This is a genomic window from Paraglaciecola sp. L3A3 (assembly GCF_009796765.1).
Classification (GTDB): Bacteria; Pseudomonadota; Gammaproteobacteria; order Enterobacterales; family Alteromonadaceae; genus Paraglaciecola.
Genome location: NZ_CP047023.1, coordinates 3475597 through 3493523 on the forward strand (window position 1 = coordinate 3475597; position 17927 = coordinate 3493523).

The following is a 17927-nucleotide window of genomic DNA, read 5'->3' on the forward strand; positions in this document are numbered from 1 at the left end:
TTACAGGCGAGTTTTAAATGAGCTTACTCTGGGTTGATCGAACTCAAAAGAGCACTGGCTTTTCTTTAATAAAAAGATTCATTCAAGCGCTTTGATTAAGCTCATTTAAACTCTCGCTGAGTGCACACTTATCAATGTGGATTGGTATAAATATTGGTTTACGACCCAATACCGCCGGTAACTAATAGTGCTTCAGAAGGTCTTAATGCCCATCGTCAACAAATTACAATTTTGCCTGTCATTCACTATTCATTTATACTAATTATCCATATAATTCTATAGCTCATACTAACGTGCTGCTTTAGTCCTAATAGGACATTAATCATGGCAAAAAATTTTACGTTCGGACTCAGGGCTAAAACAACACTGATATTAGGTAGTCTATTAGTTTCTGCACTCCTTGTAATCAGTTATGCCAGTAACTGGCAATCAAAGCAACTTGCCGAAACTAGTTTGCTTGAATTAGAACAAAGTAAAAACTTAGTTCTTAAAGATACGATTGAATTAGTATTAGAAACCCATCGACATAACCTACTAGCGTTACGTGATGTGCCTCCGGTACAAGCTATTATAAGGGCTAAAGCCAATAACGGACTTGACCCAATGAGTGGAGATACTTTAGATGACTGGCGTCAACGTTTAGCTATTATTTTAACCGGTTTTGTCAACAATCATGCAAAATATCAACAAATTAGATTCATTGATATAAATGGCAATGAGCTAGTTAATGTTCAGCACGTTTTGAATGATGTGGTAGAAGTCCTCGCAGACAATAAACTTCAAAACAAAGCTGACTCTATTTATTTTAAAGAAGCAATAAAATTAGCATCAGCTGAAACCTACTATGCCGATGTCAGCTTAAACCGAGAACATGGTGTCATTCAACTCCCCTATTTGCCAGTATTAAGGATGGCGACTCCTGTTTTTAGCGCTAATGGTAAAGTGGCTGCTGTTATGGTTTTAAACTTATCTACCGAACAACTTTTTCAAAACATTATTTCTGAAACCAATGGCTCCAGACGAGCAATAGTTGACGAGCAAGGTATTTTTATAAAAAATTCCGACACATCAAAAACATTCGGCAAAGATCTAGGCATTGACTACAAACTCAGTAGCGAAGAGCCTTATATGGCTGAAGCAATCCTCAGTCAGGATTCGTTCATACGTTATGACGAAAGTGATAAAGAATTGGAAGGGTTTGATAAAATATTTTTTTCACCCCATGATAGATCACGTTATTGGGTGCTAACTTTCCATATTCCAGAACACCTAGTATTTTCAAAGATCACTACATCTTTACAAAACATATTAATATTCAGTTTGATCATAGGTATTTTATCAATCGTTTTTTTTATCTGGTATGTTTCACGAAAAATATTAACCCCAGTGGTGACTATGGCGAAAGCTTGCGAACGCTTTAAGGCAGGCGATTTAACTGTACGCTTAGATACTGCAACTGTTAATGACGAAATTCTAACTTTATATAAAGGTATTAATACCTTTGTAGAAAATCAACAACAAGCCACTACCCTACTGAATAATGAAGTGAGTGCGCAGACCAAACGATTATCTGCTGTTATAGATAACATTGTAGACGGCATAATTACCATTAATCAAAGAGGGCTTATTGAATCTATCAATCCCGCGGCTAGAAAAATGTTTGGCTATACCGAAAAAGAAGTGGTAGGTCAAAATGTCAAAATATTAATGCCTGAACCCTATCACAGTGAACATGATGAATATTTAGATAACCACCTTAGAACTGGTGAAAAGAAACTTATTGGGATCGCAAGAGTTGTTATTGGGCAACGTAAAGATGGCTCAACTTTTCCTATGGATCTAGGCGTGAGTGAGCTTGTTATCGACAATGCTAAACACTTTGTTGGTATCACACGCGATACAACTGAGCGTCACGAAGCAGAAATGGCTTTAAATCAAGCTAAACAGACAGCTGAACAGGCGAGCTTAGCAAAAAGTGAATTTCTGGCGAATATGAGCCACGAGATACGTACCCCAATGAATGGAGTAATAGGCATGACCAATCTATTACTCGATACTAAGTTAAATTCGCAACAATTCGACTTTGCGAAAATAGTACAAAGCAGCGCCAAATCACTACTTGCGATCATCAATGATATTCTTGATTTTTCCAAGGTGGAAGCCGGTATGTTAGAAATGGAGGCTATAGAATTCGACATGGGGTTATTACTGGCTGAATTTGGCAGTAATATAGCTATTCGTGCTCACGACAAAGGACTAGAATTTGTCTGCCCCGCAAACCCAGTACAAGATCAATGGTACAAGTCTGATCCCGGACGTATTAGGCAGGTTCTCAACAATTTGGTAGGTAACGCTATTAAGTTTACTTCAAAGGGAGAGATAGCCGTTTATTATAGCGTTCAGCAAAAAACTGAAACCAATACGAAGATGCTGATTGAAGTGACCGATACTGGTATAGGTTTGAAAGCTGAGCAACAAGCAAGACTTTTTGAACGCTTTAGTCAAGCCGATGGGACAACAACTCGCCAATATGGTGGCACTGGATTAGGTCTCGCTATTAGTAAACAATTAGTCGAACTAATGGGCGGAGAGATCGGTATAAAAAGTATAGAAGGTAAAGGCTCTACATTCTGGTTTACACTAGACCTTGAAAATGCGTCCGTTGCAACCGAGTTGCCAGAGGTAGAGCTTGGCGGCCAAAAAGTATTAGTCGTAGATGATAATCTTACCAACCGTACCTTACTTGATCATTTGCTGACAAACTGGCAAGTCGAGCATACTGTAGTCGACAGTGCCAAAGCCGCTTTAAAAACATTGTCTGCTGCGGTTGAGCAAAAACAACCTTTCGATATCGCAATCATTGATATGCAAATGCCACATATGGATGGTGCTCAATTAGGTGCAATGATTAAAAGCACGCCAGAATTATCTGCCACTCTGCTGATGATGTTGACATCTCAGGGACAAAAAGGAGATGGAAAAAAACTCAAAGAAGCTGGATTTAGCGCATATCTAAAAAAACCTGTCGATCAATCTATTCTACACAATTCACTTATGCAAGTTGCTGGGCTAACAAATGATGACGCCCCACTACTCACATCATATAACACAAGGAAAAAGCCACAATTTAAAGCTAGAGTATTAGTTGTTGAAGATAACGTTATTAACCAAATAGTTGCGCAATCTTTATTAGAACAATTTGGGATCCGAGCTGATGTAGCTGCAAATGGTGAAGAGGCCTTAATTGCATTAAAAACCTTGCCTTATGACCTAGTATTTATGGATTGTCAAATGCCAGTGATGGATGGATTTGAAGCTAGCCGTAACATTCGAAACCCAAAATCAAAAGTTTGCGATTGTGATATCCCAATCGTAGCCATGACCGCCAATACTATGCAAGGCGATAGAGATAAATGTCTCGCAGCAGGTATGAATGACTTTATCTCCAAACCAGTTGAAACAATAAGGCTTCAACAAGTATTGGAGCAATGGTTACCGAAAAATCAGGCTTGAGTCCCCCCTAATTTTGCTGGTAATTAGGAGTGCTTAGCAAGTTTATAATTGCTAGGCTGAAATTATTGCTGTAGGTCTAAACTTTGCAGTAAAAATTGTTTTGCGTCATCTCGAAGTTTAGTCTCTGCCAACAACTCAGTGAGTTCGCTAGGCTCAATGTGACCATCTTGATAAGACAAACTAATTTCACTAATAAGATTGGCTTCAAACAAGGTTGCAGCAAGAGGATCGAGTTTATCCATAGTGGAATGCATATCAAGTTGCTCTTGTACTACATTAATGATCATCGAGGGCATATCCCATATTTTCATTAACTCGACACTTAAACGCATGGATTTTTCACTCAGAAATTTCTTAAAGACTAGAGAATCTTGTTTAAAATTTGGGTCGATAGTTTTGAAAGCTTCAACCATAAACTGAAAAATTACCACTTTACCCAAATCATGCATTAAACCTATGGTATATGCAGCATCCGCATTTTGTTTGCGCTGTCTGGCTAATGTTTTAGCAATACTAGCGACATCTTGGCTATGAGACCAAATTTTTTCACCGAAGGTTTTAAAATAAATTGGCTTTTGTTGACAAATATTCTTGATGAATCGATTAAGCACAAATTCTTTGATATCGTTCGCACCTATAAACATAAAAGCTTGTTGCAAGTTAGTGATCTCTTTATCACCTCGTTTATAAGCTGGGCTATTAGCTTTTTTCATTAATTCGGTGACAATACTTGGCTCTTTTTCTACCACCTTAATAAACGCCTGCAGATCAAAGTCAGGATCATTCAATAAATTGGTTAAAGCCATCACTGATTGTGGCAACACGGGGAAATGAGTTAACACATGTTCGGGAGATTTAAGAGCATGATTCACCCGAGTTAAAATATATTGTTCAATTGGATTTAAAGTGGTGCTAGTCTGTGATGGTCCGAGCAAATAATCGTAAAACAAAAAATCTAATCGATTTAAGGAATTAACAGTAATAGTAACAGTACTTTTAGGAATTTTTATATTATCTACGATTGATTGGTCCGAGGCTTGACTCACACCGTTTTCAACCTTACTTGCTAGGTTAGTATTACTCGAAGCACCTATTATTTCTTTTTGCGTATTTATAGGCCTAGATTCAAGGGAATCAACACCACTGTCGCTATTTTGGGTATTCGTTAATCCCTTACGTCTAAAAAGGCGTGATATTAATTTTTCAAACATGCTTCAAATCAATCCAACAGAATCAAGATTCAATATCTCAGTTTAATACAAATATAATCATATTATACTGAGTGTCATTTTCATGGCTAAAGATTACCATGCCATAAAATAAATATCCCTTTGATTTAGTTAAATTATCTGTCAAATCTTTGCTATTTGTCTGTTAATTCAAATCTCGCCACCAAGCCCTTCTGCAATGACTGGTTTTAATATCAATAGGTTCACCAACAATAGGCATAATAATATCCACATTAGCTTGTTCAGCCAAACGAATGATTCGCTCAAAAGGTTCGTGCCAAGGATGAAAAGCTAAATCAAAAGCACCATTGAAACAGGCAACATTATTTACCTTTCACTTCAATATGCGCTTGTAAGCTTTGCTCTGGTGTCATATGCACATCTAGCCAATCTTTGTCAAAGCACCGGTTTCAATTAGAGTTAAATCGAACGGCCCGTACTTTTCGCCTATTTTGGTAAAACCATCAAAGTAACCGCTGTCTCCACTATAAAACAAATGAGTATTCTTGATATTTAATTACCCAAGAACTCCACAGGGTTTAATTACCATCACTTAGCCCTATGCCAGAAAAGTATTGAGCAGACGTTGAGGTTAGTGTTAGTTCGCCAACATTAAACCGACTGCTGCCAATCTAATTCTAAAATATTATTTGACTCAACTCCCCAATCAACTATGTCTCTCTCCAATCCTAACAGAACAACAAATGTTTCAAGACCAAGCATTCCCAGACTTAGTCCAACAACAAAAAATCATATCTTCAGCTGTGGGTATGTTTTTAAAACAATATCAAATATAACAAGGGATTTAGATCATCTTAAAACTGGCGTTGTAAGAGTTATCATTAAATGAATTAGGATAGGTTACACGGTACATTTTGAGGTACTGGTTAAGCTAAAAGTACAGGACCATAATATAGAAAAATAATTAAAACGAGCCAATACAATAAACGACTAAAGTACTGACAAATCAAAAATAAATATCTTGTAATTCCAAGGAAAAGAAATCAAAAACCCGCCTTACTCTTAAGCTTGTTCGCAATTCTTGATGGCAAACTAGCCAAACCGGTAAAGTCATTATCGACCCCATATTTTCAAATGCACGTATCAATTTTGGTTCTCTATCCCCCATTTGTTCAGGGAGAAATATTAGCCCTTCTCCTTCTTTACACAGTTCAAGCTGCAATAATTGGAATGGGGTAATAATTGAAAAGTTTTTCTTTGATAAGTTCCAGCCTTGTTTATTTAATATATCTGTTATTACGCTACTTCGATCAAAGCCAATAATTTGAATATTTGTAAGCTCAGAAAAATCAGTAAATGCAGGCAGTGTTTCTAAATATTCAGCTGCAGCGTAAAGCCAAATAACTTCCTCTCCTACTTTTTTTGCAATTAAATCACTTTGTTTAGGGTGAAAACTACGAATAGCAATATCAGCTTCGCGGCGTTTTAAATCGCTAGGATCATTGGTAACCACTACTTCAATGGTGATACCAGGTTCGGAGCGTCTTAACTTTGCAATGATTTTTGGCAAAATGTATGTTGCCGTTAATTCGCCAGCAGACACAACAACTGTACCTTCTATTTGTTTTGATTGTCCTGAAGCCGTTAACGAAAAGGCTAAAGCGGCATCACCTATTTCTCGAGCATGCTCTAACAATTCTAATCCAGATTGGGTTAAGACTAGACGTTGCCCAACACGCTCAAATAAGGTGACTTTCAACTCAGCTTCAAGTGCCGCTACTTGCCTGCTTAATGTAGGTTGAGTTGAATTTAAAGCTTTAGCTGCCGCTGAGAGAGTTCCTTCTTCGGCGGTAATCAAAAATGCACGAATGTGATTCCAGTCAAAATTTAATGCACGCCACTTCATACAGTTATGTATACCTATAATACAATTACCTAAGTATCTATCCTGATATTGTATAGATAAAATAGCCACACATAAATACATTTAAAGGTATAACAATGACAACTCTTATCGTAGGCGCGAGTGGCGCAACAGGCAGTTTATTGGTTCAACAATTACTCGAAAAAAATGAAACCGTAAAAATAATTATACGATCTGCTTCTGTTTTACGTGAAAGATTACCGGTTGAAATAATAGAAAATAGTAAGTTAGTGATTACTGAGGCTGACTTATTAAGCTTAACTAATGATGAATTAGTCGCCCAAGTAAAAGATTGTCATGTAGTGGTTTCATGCCTAGGTCACAATTTAACGTTAAAAGGTATGTTTGGTCACCCTCGTCTTTTAGTGACGAATGCGGTACAACGACTTTGTTTAGCTATAAGCTACTGCTCTCCGCAAAACGCACCAGTTAAATTTATTCTAATGAATACAACGGGTAATCAAAACTCATTAGCAGGTGAAAAAGTATCTACTTTACAATCAATAATAATGAGTTTTATCAGAGTATTATTACCGCCTCATAATGATAATGAAAAGGCCGCGGAATATTTGCAAAACCATATACGCAGGCAGAATAATCAAATTGAATGGGTAGTTATTCGCCCTGATAGTTTAACCGATAGCCCAACGGTGACAGAGTACGATATCTACCCAAGTCCTATCCGTAGTGCAATTTTTGATGCGGGTAAAACTAGTCGGATCAACGTAGCGCATTTTATGTCGCAGTTGGGCAGCAACAATGAGCTTTGGGATAAATGGAAAAGCCAAATGCCTGTACTTTATAATACCCCCTCAATCACAAGAAATAGAAAATGAATAAAACAAATATAACGTAGCGCATTATCATCTTTTTAGCTCTACTCATTTTGTTGCCTCAACGCCTTTCTATACCAATTCCATTAAATTCTCGCTGGGTGAACATTTATTGGAGCTGGTATTATAAATACAATCACATCTTTCGCCGCTTTTATAAGTCATTTAATAAAACAAGACTTAAACCAATTAGAGGTATTTCCCTATTTATAGATTAGTATTCAAGCGTAATTTGGAATAAAATAAACTTTTGATTGCTCCTTATTTTTAGAGATTTACACATATCAAAGTAAACAAACCAGAATACAATTTTACTGATGAATTGGCAGAGCTACTGCTTCCCTTAGAGCAAATTCATGGTCAAAAACTCAAGTTAATCATTCATGTCGGCACCCCTAAAACTGGCACCACTAGCTTACAAACTTACCTAGCTAAAAAGCAGCGTAAACTGAGAGGTTTAGGAATTCTTTACCCACACAATCTTGAGACTCTTCCTAATCCAAATACCCCACTCCATCAATGGTTTGAAAAAAATTTACTCACCACACATATAGATAATTTTTTAGCTAATTTTAAAAACATCATCAGCCAAGTTAAAACAGATACACACACTATTATTTTATCGTCTGAAGGTATTTATAATTATTGGTGGGATTTTCCGGAGCAATCAAAAGTCATTTTGTCTGAACTAGCAGAAATATTTGATATACAAATTTGGGCCTGGTTTCGCCAGCCTTTGGAATTTATCGAAAGTTATTACAAACAATGTATTCGTAACCCACAAGTGGCAAGTAATCCTTGTTATGGCAAAGACCTGAGTTTTGCAGAAATGCTGGAGATTAATTGGTTTTCTCAACATTTAAATTACCAAGGTTTTGTCAATGAATGCCAGACAATATTTGGCGAAAATAGCGTTTACGCCTTTGAATATCAAGGGGATGTAGTGCAACAAGTCAGTAAAAGATTGGGCCTAGCCACCCCACACGACAACCCTACCCCAAGACAAAATAACAGCTTAAACAATGCGTCTATCAAAATGCTAAAAAGCATCAATTACTACAATTTAAAGGCAAAAGATAAAGAGCGGTTAATGCCTCATATCAAAGAAATCAATACACTGCTAAAGAGTTATGTAAAAGACAGCTTGTTAGATGATGATGCAAAAAAACGAGTTTTAAAGCTAGCGAATCCCATCAAGTCTTTTTCTAAGTAGCCTATAGGGTAAGAGTAAGCCAAAAATAAATATGCTGGTATATCCTAGGATAAACCAGCATTTTATTTTCCACCTATTCGGTATAGGTTATTTAATTTTAGTCCCCACCAACACAGCATCAGCTTCGCCTCGCCAAGGTGAAATAAACTGTTCTTCTGCATTCACCGTTTTTAAAGCAGTGAACTCACCGGTCAAAGTATTAAACCATTGAGTTTGATATTTATGGCCGTCTTTAGGTTTAAATAAACTGCGTCCTTTACCCGTTTGAAAAATATCTTTATGCACATAAATTAAATGACTGTTACCGTCTTTGCTGGCTAAACCAAAAGCACTGCCGTATTTTTCAGGCATAGATTCATATTGATGAAATGGATATTTGGCAAAAAACTTGGCGATATTTTGATAATAATTAAACTTAGGCTTAATAAATGAAGCAGGCTGTTCAAAAGGATTATAAACAATCACATTCCAGGCTGCGGCTTGCCAATAATAAGTACTATAAGCCCCTGCAAAAATAATATGCCAATTTCTTCTTAGATTCACTTCAGGATCAGTGTAATCACCGGTAAACACACGATATGGTGATTCGTCGTAGCCACCATGTTCTATATTAAAGACAGGTTTATGACTAAATTTTTGTACCGCTTTTGCGGTATTGCTGTAGATATTCCATTTCCAATCCTGAATCGAAATAAAATCAACTAGTTCAGGGTTACGATTACAAAAACCATAGTCATGAATGGTTAACATACGATCGGCATAGTTCAGAGCATTAACTCGTTTAAAACGACCTTTTATGTAATCTTCATCTCTGTCATAAAACAAACCTTCTTTAGCGATATCCCAAATAATATTCGGATAAGCCTGATACCGTTTTATCACATAATCTAAATACATATTGTCTGCAGCAGAATTTGGTGCAGGCCAATTAACTAACTTATTCCATACATAAATCATTAAATGAGCCGCAATTCGTTTGTCATGTAAGGACTGAATAGTACGGTCTAACTTTTGAAAAAACTCAACATTAAGGGATGAAAAATCGGGATTTTGGTTGTTACCTAAAAACGGAAATATATCTTTGGGGGCACCAAATTCATGCTCTGGATGTTGTGCTAATTTAGCGTCTTTTCGCCAATACAAAGGTTCAGATTCAGCCCGTACATCGTACGAATAAACCGTCATGACCACTTGATTAAAACCGTTATCTTTTAAGAGAGACAACATATGATCTGTCTTAGGTACTGCATCTTTGTTTTGATAATCTAGGGCAAATAACCAATCTAACTCAAAGGCTAAGGCATAATAAGGCGTGCCATCTTCATAGAAAAAATGCTGCGGGTAATCTTTATTTAAACCAATCGATCCATGGTTATCATCTAGCCCTTTGGTAACCGAAACAGAGCCTTGTAAACCATTTAATGCTGCAATGTCACTTTCAGTTTGATAGCTCCAGTTTCCTGTTTTAGCCGCCGAAAAACGAATTAACCACTGTTTGTCACCATTATAAAAAATAGGTACTGTTTGTGTGCTGCCACTAGTGTGGGTAAAAATAGCATTAGCTGTTTGTTGAAAAGGTTGGTCGATATCTTTAGCTAATGTAATGGGGATATCTAATACTTCCCACTTAGCCACCTGATTAGATTGTGCAAAGGCCGATTGAGTCATACAAAGCACAACAAACAGTTGTATTTTAATGAAGTGACGGATCAGTTTCATAATGATTATTCTCCCATTATTTTCATTTTGTTAACAATATGAAGATAATGTAGAGTTTTGTCAGCTTAAGCAAGAAGTAATTTTATACGATAAATAGAAATTTTATATATAAACAGGCTAATGCGTATTATTTGTCGCTTCTTGCGTCGGGTAAGCAGTATTTTCTAAAAAAGTATTTAATGCTTTTACCGTTCTATGCCTAAGCCAAAAAGACATAGCAGGTCCAATAAGCAACCAAGACCAGACAATCGTCACATAAGACATACTGGGACTCAATATAAAAAGCAGCAGTAAAGGGGGAAATAAACAGACAAAAAGTGACAGACTTAAAACACCTGTAAGATTGGTATCCAGCTTTAACAAGCCTGCTTCTAACTTCACAGAGATACGTGTAACACCGCGAATGGAGGCTTTTTTAATGCTCTGCATAACAGATCGAGTCAGCACCATAGAATTGACACTTTTGTACTCTACTTTAAAACCTTTAGGTAACAAAGTTGCTTCTAAAATTGAAAAATCAACACTGTCCTCAGTGCCAATATAAACACTTGATGTATATTTCATGCTGATAACTTCCTCAGGTTTGCTTATGCTTTAAAAAGTCTAACTTTGAATATGCTCTAGAATGCTAGCTGAGTCTTTTAAACGACAAATACGAGTAAATAATTCTTTGGCTTCTGGGTATTCACGGCTTAAATAACCAAACCATTGTTTCACTCGGTTAGGGTAATATTTACCTTTGTCGCCATACAACTCGTAACCTGAATATTTAACTAATAATTCTTTAACTTGTTGCCAAGGCATATGTTCTTGCTCACCTCTAATCACCCTGGCAAGATTAGGCAAAGCTAATGCTCCCCTACCTAACATGATGTTTTCACAAGCTGATTGTTGTTGGCAATTTAAGGCATCGGCTGCGTTCCAAATTTCACCATTGGCCACTATTGGAATATCGACTTGTTGTTTAACTCTAGCAATCCAGTCCCAGTATGCGGGAGGTTTATAACCATCCACTTTAGTGCGAGCATGGATCACTAACGAGTCAGCTCCAGCATCAGCAATGGCCTGTGCGTTTTCAATGGCTAAAGAAGTGTCGTCAAATCCCAAACGCATTTTCGCCGAAACGGGTTGCGTTTTAGGCACCGCTAAACGTACAGCTTTAACTATTTGATGAATGGTTTCGGGTTCGCGCAATAATATAGCTCCACCCTTATTTTTATTCACCGTTTTTGCCGGACAACCAAAGTTTAAATCGACCCCATGGGAGCCTAATTCAATCGCTCTAACGGCATTTTCTGCTAACCACTGGGCATGTTGACCTAATAATTGCACTTTGACAGGTACACCACTTGCGGTAAAACCATTGTTTTTTAGCTCTGGTGCTAAACGGTAAAACACTTTTTTAGGCATCAGTTGATCAACAACACGGACAAATTCAGTGACACATAGGTCAAATCCTCCCACTTGGGTTAACATGTCTCGCATTAAGTGGTCTACTACCCCTTCCATGGGTGCTAGAGTAATTTGCATCGAAGAAAAATAACCGTTCAAAATTAAAGGCGGAATGGTAACAAAATTAAGGCACAGAACCTATCTAGGAAGGAAAATAATGTTTATGCTGCTTTTTATATTCTTCACAGCGTTTTTCGCAATTATGGAGCACCTGTTGCCTTTGTGGATCATCCGATTGAGACCAATTTAATATTTCGTCTAACATCCGAAAACAGCCCAGACACATGTCTTTGTCATCTAGGCAACAATTGCTCACACAAGGTGAAATTAGCTGAGGTGTTTGTATCATGATTTATGACTCATTTTGTTTCTTAGTCAAAAACATAGAATCACCATAACTGAAAAAACGGTACTTTTTATCTATTGCTTGCTGATATGCATTAAAGATATTTTCTTTGCCGGCAAAAGCACTGACTAACATTAATAATGTCGATTCGGACAAATGAAAATTAGTAAACATAGCATCGACAATTTGAAATTCATAACCTGGATAAATAAATATATCTGTATCAGCAAAGAAGGGGTTGAGTTGTGTATTGTTTTTCACTGCATGTTGCGCCGCAGACTCAATAGAACGTACCGATGTTGTACCCACAGCTATGACTCTTTTGCCCGCCGCTTTGGTGGCCAATATGGCATCAACAACCTGTTGTGATACTTCAGCATACTCAGAATGCATTTGGTGATCGAGAATATTATCCACACGTACAGGCTGAAACGTCCCCGCTCCCACATGTAAAGTCACAAACTCTGAGTTCACCCCTTTGTCTGCTAATTTTTTTAAGATGTTTTCATCAAAATGTAAACCGGCAGTAGGTGCGGCAACCGCACCAGGTACTTGGTTATAAACAGTTTGATAACGCTCTTTATCTGAATCTTCATCTGGGCGATCAATATAAGGCGGTAAAGGCATATGCCCAAATTCTTCTAAAATAGCCAATACAGGTGATTCCGCCAAAAATTTCAGCTCAAACAAGGCGTCGTGCCTAGCTAACATTTCAACTTCAACTTTACCTTCAAGGATCAGTTTAGTCCCCACTTTAGGCGATTTACTGGCTCTAACATGCGCTAACACTCGATGCTCATCTAACACACGTTCTACCAATACTTCAATTTTACCACCCGACTCTTTTTGGCCTAACAAACGAGCAGGTATCACTCGCGTATTATTAAAGATAAGTAAATCACCGCTATTGAGTAATTCCACCATTTGGCTAAACTGGCTGTGAGTAATATTTCCTGAGTTTCCATCAAGGTGCATTAAACGGCTAGCAGTACGCTGTTCTGTGGGATATCGCGCAATAAGCGACTCGGGTAAATCAAATTGAAAATCGGATAATTTCATACTGCTCTCATTCATACCTATATTTTTCGCCACTATTTTACGTATGTTTTTTAATACCTGCAATGCGCACTACATACCAAAGTCGTATTGCGGCAATAAATTTACTGCCCTATCATTAACTCACAGTTAGATTATTGACGTTTTCTCCCAAACTGTATTTCGCCCGGAACATATCATAATGTGACCGGGTTTTTTTTACGCTTAAAAAAGACCATAAAAGTAAATTTATTCTAACGGATGACCTAAATCAGCGAAAATATCCACTATATCATCACGTTCAATTCGTCGCATATTTAACACGTACATGATTTGTAACAACAAATCTGCCCCCATTATACCCTTATTGACTTTATTTCTGAGATTATCTGCACTTTGATGAATACCTATTTGGGCTAATCTGTCACTAAGATCTTGGTATTTAGTACCGCGCTTAGACATTTCAGCTTTTAAGATACGTTGCACTAATTGTCGCCAATCAGCAGAAGTACTAGCACTTGCATGATTAACTGCTTTATTATCTGTTGTAGACATATTTTACGGGCGCCTTAAAACCAAACAAACGTGACTTATAATTTACATTTAAAACATATTAATTGCAAATGTTGCAAAAAATAAATTGACATATTAACTTTTAACTGACTAAACTGTGTCACGTAATACAATTACGTGTATCACTTAAATGACATTACACATTAGTCATTAGCCTTACAGGAGAGTAGCCATGACTTGGGATCTTAACCAACTTGAGACCCTATTCGCAGATCACAAAGATTTAGTGATTACGCGAGAAGAAAACTGTTTATTGATTGCCAATACCGATGGTATCGACGCTTGGCTCGCCATCAGTGGTGAACAAATATTAGTTGAATCACTATTGTTTGCTAAATCTGAAGTCAAAGATAATGCAGCATTAAATGAAGAAATATTAAAAACCCACATGATATTTCCATTAACAACAGTCGGAATATCACAAATTGCTGGTGACGAGTATTACACCGCATTCGGCTCTTTAAGCTCACAGTCAAAAGCTGAGAGTGTGGTCATAGAATTAACAACACTGTTTCAAAATGTCGAAGCATTTTTAGATGCTTACCAAGATCATTTGAAATAGCACTTACTGTATAAGTTAGGAGAAAGAATATGTCAGTTTGGAGAAAATTAGTCACTGCTGTAAAAGGCGGAGCAACAGAAGCGGCGCAATCTGTAGTAGATAGCCAGGCCATTCGTATTCTTGAACAAGAAATTCGCGAAGCCAAAGATGAACTACGCAAGTCAGATCATGCCAGAACTCAGATTTTAGCTAAATGTAAACTAGCTCAGCAAAAAGTCTCTAGCTTACAAGCATCTATAGAGCAATACGAAGCTCATGCTAGAAAAGCGATTGATACTGACCGTCAACTTGCGTTAGATTGTGCACAAAAAGTCAGTGACCTGCGTGCAGAACAAGATACAGAGCAACAATATCTTGATCAATTTAAAACGTCAGAAAAACAACTGGCGGGTAATATTAACCAAGCAAAAACGAATCTTAAACGATTAGAACAGCAGGTTGATATGGTAAAGGCCACTGAATCAGTGCAAAAAGCTCAGGTTGCCGTATCATCACGTCACTTAGGTGCCAATAGTAAGATGAAAACCGCGACTGAGTCTTTGTCACGTATTCAAGAAAAACAAAACTTACGTAATGCAGAATTACAAGCGGCCGAAGAGTTAGCTACTGAAGAATCAAGTGATGACTTGTCCAAGCGTTTAGCTGAAGCAGGCATTGCTGGCGGAACTACTTCAGCCGATGATGAACTCAGTCGTATTTTAGGTAAATAGTCTTTAGCGATACAGTAATACAAGGGGATTAGTGATTTTTCATTTTCAAAAATTAAGAGCATTAGTCGCCCGAGTATTCACCGAGATGCGTTGGTACAGTATTGTACTAACGCTTCTTTTTTATGGGTTTAGCAGTTGGCTGTTATTATCAATTGCTGGTGAAACAGCATTAACCCAACCTACAAATTTTATTTATTGGCTTGCTGTGACCAGTTCTACAGTGGGTTATGGCGATTTATCTCCCGTCACTGACGCAGGAAAATATCTCGTTTCATTTTATGTCATCCCACTCGGTTTAAGTATATTTGCCTTGGTATTAGGCAGAGTCGCAGCATGGGTTTCTAATCAATGGCAAAAAGGAGCAAGAGGTTTGAAAAGTCTACATCTTGATGGTCATATTCTGGTTTTAGGTTGGAACGGAAACCGAACCATACGTTTATTAAACTTACTTATTCGCGAACGGGCGTCACTGGCTGAAAAACCCACCATAGTATTATGTGTCAGAGCCGATATTACTAATCCCCTGCCCGGTGATATCGAGTTTATAAAGGTCACTAAATTCAGCAACGATGAAGACATGGATAGAGCTTGTATCGAAAAAGCCAGCGTGGTTATTATGGATAATCCAGAAGATGATTTAACCATGACTACAGCCTTGTATTGCAGTCAGCGAAATCCTACAGCACAAATGGTTGCCTATTTTAACGATGAAAGTTTAGTTGGCTTATTACAAAAACATTGTCCAAATGTTGAATGTACACCTAGCGTAGCAGTTGAAATGTTAGCTAAATCCGCTTTCGATCCTGGTTCGAGTTCATTACATTATGATTTATTAGACGTTAATCTTGGCCAAGCACAATATTCCATCAAAATTCCTGAACACCTACCCGCTATCAAAGTAGAAAAATTATTTGAGCAATTAAAACGTCACTACAGCGCCACCTTAATTGCTGCAGCAAAAGCCAATGACAAGTTAAATTTAGTGGTCAATCCCGATTTAGATATGCTGCTGTATCCAGGTGATAAATTATTTTATATAGCCGAAAAACGTATCACCAATATACACTGGCAAGAATTTGCAGAGGCCTAATTCGCGACAAGAGGAATAACATGTTTAGTAAATTATTTGGTAAAAAGAAGCAAGATGACAAACCTAAAGCTCCTGAGATTATGGGCTTATATTTAGGCGGCTCTTTTGAACTTGATCCTTTAAAACTGCGCTTAATCGAACCAGAATTAGTAATCGAAAAAGCCGCAAGTCAGCATATTATTCAAGCTGTAGGTGAAGTAAACCTTGACACAGGCGGTAAAATTTTACGTTTTTACACTGATGACGATGCCTTTTTACAAGTAATTTTGGATGGCGGTGATACTGAAAATCACATCACAGATGTCAAACTTTGGTATTTTTACGAAACCAAAACCATTGGTTCAGATGCACAGTGGAAACAAACTATAGCCCGCGGTATTTCAACTCCTAGTTACACCCTTGAAAATAATCACTACCAAAGAGTATGGGATGCAGTAGGTGAAGAGTCTCCACCTGTAGCTATGACTGAAAAAACTTATGAAGAAGACGGTGATGTCAGCGAAACCGATCAATTTTTGATGTTATATGAAAGACATTTAAGCGATGATGAAACAGAAACGTTGTTAGTCAGTGCCGAAGAAAAATTAGTAAATAATAACTTTGATCGTTGCTTAGTGATTAGTACGGGCTTTAATATTGCCCAAGCTGATATCACTATCAATGGTTAACCAAACACTCCACTATTTAGAATAAGTCATTAAGGAAAAAAAATGGATGCTATCCTCCACTCAATATCAGGCTTAGGTAATTTTGCCCTGTACTTTGCTGTTTCAATTATATTGTTATTTGTGTTTAAAATTGTCTATGCCTTTGTCACTCCCCATGACGAGTGGAAGTTAGTCAAAGAAGATAAAAATCAAGCTGCTGCTATAGGTTTTGGCGGGGCTATGATTGGTTTCAGTATTGCATTAGCAGGCGCGGTGTCGAACTCAGAATTTTTAATCGATTACGTAATATGGGGCATTGTGGCTATTATTGCGCAAACCTTTGCTTTTGCTCTATTACGCTTTACCTTCATGCCTAAAATTGCCGAGAGAATTGATAACAATGAAATCTCTGCTGGCACAATTTTAGCTGCTGTTTCTATTTCTGTTGGGTTGCTTAACGCTGCCTGCATGAGTTACTAGGAGGGCATATGCAATCCAATAAAAGTAAACGTTCTCGCTCAATCAATGTTGCCAGTATGCGCAAAGGTTTTAGTGTAAAGCCTTTAGCCTTAGGTATCACAGCGATATTTTTATCTTCTTGTGGCGATAAACAAGATGCATCAGTATTTACTAGTCCAGAAGATTGTACCAATGCCAATCCAGAAGCCGCAGCGCAATGCCAAGCCGCTTACGAAAAAGCCGTGGCAGAAGCTGAACGTACAGGGCCTAAATACAACTCTCAATATGACTGTGAAATCGAGTTTGGTGCAAACCAGTGCCGCACAGTGCAAAATAGTTCTGGGTCGTTTTTTATGCCATTTATGGCTGGATACATGCTGAGTAATTTGATGTCTCCTAGGGGGTATAATACTCAACCTCTGTTCACTTCCAACTCGAGATATTCGTCATACAGAAACCGTTGGGTTGGCGCTGATGGCGCTGACTTTGGTGATAATCGTCGCCGTTCTATGAAAGTCAGTGAAAATGCTCTTAAACCTAAACCTACTGTGAATAAAACCATGAAACGTGGTGGTTTTGGTAGTAGTGTGCGGGCTAAATCAAGCTGGGGAAGCAGCAGTAAAAAAGGTGGTTGGGGTGGATAACCCCCAATCTATTATTC

17 protein-coding genes are annotated in these 17927 nt (G+C 37.7%); 9 read left to right on the top strand and 8 right to left on the bottom strand.

All coding sequences use genetic code 11. The annotated features are described in order from the left end of the window. The first annotated feature begins 324 nt into the window (after window positions 1-324). Window positions 325-3513, top strand: coding sequence for a response regulator (locus tag GQR87_RS14420; protein WP_158970489.1), 3189 nt, complete (start codon window positions 325-327; stop codon window positions 3511-3513). Window positions 3514-3575: 62 nt separating this feature from the next. Here the strand turns inward: GQR87_RS14420 and GQR87_RS14425 are convergent, their stop codons facing one another. After that, window positions 3576-4724: an HDOD domain-containing protein gene (locus GQR87_RS14425; RefSeq protein ID WP_158970491.1), complete on the bottom strand. Its 1149-nt coding sequence runs from the start codon at window positions 4722-4724 to the stop codon at window positions 3576-3578. Between the two features lie 985 nt (window positions 4725-5709). Further along, complete coding sequence (locus tag GQR87_RS14430) at window positions 5710-6609, bottom strand: LysR family transcriptional regulator (protein ID WP_158970493.1); 900 nt, start codon at window positions 6607-6609, stop codon at window positions 5710-5712. 95 nt (window positions 6610-6704) lie between these two features. Here GQR87_RS14430 and GQR87_RS14435 point away from each other — a divergent pair, with 95 nt between their 5' ends. Then, window positions 6705-7463 carry an NAD(P)-dependent oxidoreductase gene (locus tag GQR87_RS14435; RefSeq protein ID WP_158970495.1) on the top strand — a complete coding sequence of 253 codons (759 nt, stop codon included), beginning with the start codon at window positions 6705-6707 and terminating at the stop codon, window positions 7461-7463. Window positions 7464-7782: 319 nt separating this feature from the next. Beyond that, window positions 7783-8673: a sulfotransferase family protein gene (locus GQR87_RS14440; protein ID WP_233267276.1), complete on the top strand. Its 891-nt coding sequence runs from the start codon at window positions 7783-7785 to the stop codon at window positions 8671-8673. An 87-nt stretch (window positions 8674-8760) separates the two neighbouring features. On the opposite strand, the gene GQR87_RS14445 is transcribed toward GQR87_RS14440, so the two are convergent. The 6 genes from GQR87_RS14445 to GQR87_RS14470 all read right to left on the bottom strand — a co-directional run bounded on the left by GQR87_RS14445 (window position 8761) and on the right by GQR87_RS14470 (window position 13780). Next, the gene (locus GQR87_RS14445; protein WP_158970497.1) at window positions 8761-10392 is read right to left on the bottom strand and encodes a DUF5060 domain-containing protein; all 1632 of its coding nucleotides are present in this window, start codon (window positions 10390-10392) and stop codon (window positions 8761-8763) included. Between the two features lie 117 nt (window positions 10393-10509). Then, window positions 10510-10956 (bottom strand): hypothetical protein, encoded by a 447-nt coding sequence (locus tag GQR87_RS14450; RefSeq protein WP_158970499.1) that lies wholly within the window; start codon window positions 10954-10956, stop codon window positions 10510-10512. A gap of 39 nt (window positions 10957-10995) precedes the next feature. Next, window positions 10996-11922 carry a tRNA-dihydrouridine synthase gene (locus GQR87_RS14455; RefSeq protein ID WP_158970501.1) on the bottom strand — a complete coding sequence of 309 codons (927 nt, stop codon included), beginning with the start codon at window positions 11920-11922 and terminating at the stop codon, window positions 10996-10998. Window positions 11923-11986: 64 nt separating this feature from the next. Then, window positions 11987-12193, bottom strand: a complete 207-nt coding sequence (locus GQR87_RS22555; protein ID WP_158970503.1) for a DUF1289 domain-containing protein — start codon at window positions 12191-12193, stop codon at window positions 11987-11989. A 3-nt stretch (window positions 12194-12196) separates the two neighbouring features. Further along, window positions 12197-13249 (bottom strand): tRNA preQ1(34) S-adenosylmethionine ribosyltransferase-isomerase QueA, encoded by a 1053-nt coding sequence (gene queA / locus GQR87_RS14465; protein ID WP_158970505.1) that lies wholly within the window; start codon window positions 13247-13249, stop codon window positions 12197-12199. Between the two features lie 225 nt (window positions 13250-13474). Further along, complete coding sequence (locus tag GQR87_RS14470; protein ID WP_158970507.1) at window positions 13475-13780, bottom strand: DUF6471 domain-containing protein; 306 nt, start codon at window positions 13778-13780, stop codon at window positions 13475-13477. Window positions 13781-13970: 190 nt separating this feature from the next. On the opposite strand from GQR87_RS14470, the gene GQR87_RS14475 reads away from it, so the two are divergent. The 6 genes from GQR87_RS14475 (at window position 13971) to GQR87_RS14500 (ending at window position 17910) form a co-directional block, all read left to right on the top strand. Beyond that, window positions 13971-14360, top strand: coding sequence for a YjfI family protein (locus GQR87_RS14475; protein WP_158970509.1), 390 nt, complete (start codon window positions 13971-13973; stop codon window positions 14358-14360). 29 nt (window positions 14361-14389) lie between these two features. Then, window positions 14390-15070, top strand: coding sequence for a PspA/IM30 family protein (locus GQR87_RS14480; protein ID WP_158970511.1), 681 nt, complete (start codon window positions 14390-14392; stop codon window positions 15068-15070). An 85-nt stretch (window positions 15071-15155) separates the two neighbouring features. Next, window positions 15156-16160, top strand: a complete 1005-nt coding sequence (locus tag GQR87_RS14485) for a potassium channel family protein (RefSeq protein ID WP_158973030.1) — start codon at window positions 15156-15158, stop codon at window positions 16158-16160. Window positions 16161-16180: 20 nt separating this feature from the next. Beyond that, a complete protein-coding gene (locus GQR87_RS14490) occupies window positions 16181-16828 on the top strand; it encodes a YjfK family protein (RefSeq protein WP_158970513.1) in 648 nt (215 codons plus the stop codon). Between the two features lie 42 nt (window positions 16829-16870). Continuing rightward, complete coding sequence (locus GQR87_RS14495; RefSeq protein ID WP_158970515.1) at window positions 16871-17287, top strand: DUF350 domain-containing protein; 417 nt, start codon at window positions 16871-16873, stop codon at window positions 17285-17287. An 8-nt stretch (window positions 17288-17295) separates the two neighbouring features. Next, entirely contained in the window at window positions 17296-17910 is a 615-nt protein-coding gene (locus GQR87_RS14500) for a DUF1190 family protein (RefSeq protein ID WP_158970517.1), read from the top strand. Window positions 17911-17927 lie beyond the last annotated feature (17 nt).

What these genes read in the sequence shown, in the direction of transcription:
- GQR87_RS14420 (WP_158970489.1), top strand. Translation starts at nt 325, where the DNA reads ATGGCAAAAAATTTTACGTTCGGACTCAGGGCTAAAACAACACTGATA.
- GQR87_RS14425 (WP_158970491.1), bottom strand. Translation starts at nt 4,724, where the DNA reads ATGTTTGAAAAATTAATATCACGCCTTTTTAGACGTAAGGGATTAACG.
- GQR87_RS14430 (WP_158970493.1), bottom strand. Translation starts at nt 6,609, where the DNA reads ATGAAGTGGCGTGCATTAAATTTTGACTGGAATCACATTCGTGCATTT.
- GQR87_RS14435 (WP_158970495.1), top strand. Translation starts at nt 6,705, where the DNA reads ATGACAACTCTTATCGTAGGCGCGAGTGGCGCAACAGGCAGTTTATTG.
- GQR87_RS14445 (WP_158970497.1), bottom strand. Translation starts at nt 10,392, where the DNA reads ATGAAACTGATCCGTCACTTCATTAAAATACAACTGTTTGTTGTGCTT.
- GQR87_RS14450 (WP_158970499.1), bottom strand. Translation starts at nt 10,956, where the DNA reads ATGAAATATACATCAAGTGTTTATATTGGCACTGAGGACAGTGTTGAT.
- GQR87_RS14455 (WP_158970501.1), bottom strand. Translation starts at nt 11,922, where the DNA reads ATGCAAATTACTCTAGCACCCATGGAAGGGGTAGTAGACCACTTAATG.
- GQR87_RS22555 (WP_158970503.1), bottom strand. Translation starts at nt 12,193, where the DNA reads ATGATACAAACACCTCAGCTAATTTCACCTTGTGTGAGCAATTGTTGC.
- queA (WP_158970505.1), bottom strand. Translation starts at nt 13,249, where the DNA reads ATGAAATTATCCGATTTTCAATTTGATTTACCCGAGTCGCTTATTGCG.
- GQR87_RS14470 (WP_158970507.1), bottom strand. Translation starts at nt 13,780, where the DNA reads ATGTCTACAACAGATAATAAAGCAGTTAATCATGCAAGTGCTAGTACT.
- GQR87_RS14475 (WP_158970509.1), top strand. Translation starts at nt 13,971, where the DNA reads ATGACTTGGGATCTTAACCAACTTGAGACCCTATTCGCAGATCACAAA.
- GQR87_RS14480 (WP_158970511.1), top strand. Translation starts at nt 14,390, where the DNA reads ATGTCAGTTTGGAGAAAATTAGTCACTGCTGTAAAAGGCGGAGCAACA.
- GQR87_RS14485 (WP_158973030.1), top strand. Translation starts at nt 15,156, where the DNA reads ATGCGTTGGTACAGTATTGTACTAACGCTTCTTTTTTATGGGTTTAGC.
- GQR87_RS14490 (WP_158970513.1), top strand. Translation starts at nt 16,181, where the DNA reads ATGTTTAGTAAATTATTTGGTAAAAAGAAGCAAGATGACAAACCTAAA.
- GQR87_RS14495 (WP_158970515.1), top strand. Translation starts at nt 16,871, where the DNA reads ATGGATGCTATCCTCCACTCAATATCAGGCTTAGGTAATTTTGCCCTG.
- GQR87_RS14500 (WP_158970517.1), top strand. Translation starts at nt 17,296, where the DNA reads ATGCAATCCAATAAAAGTAAACGTTCTCGCTCAATCAATGTTGCCAGT.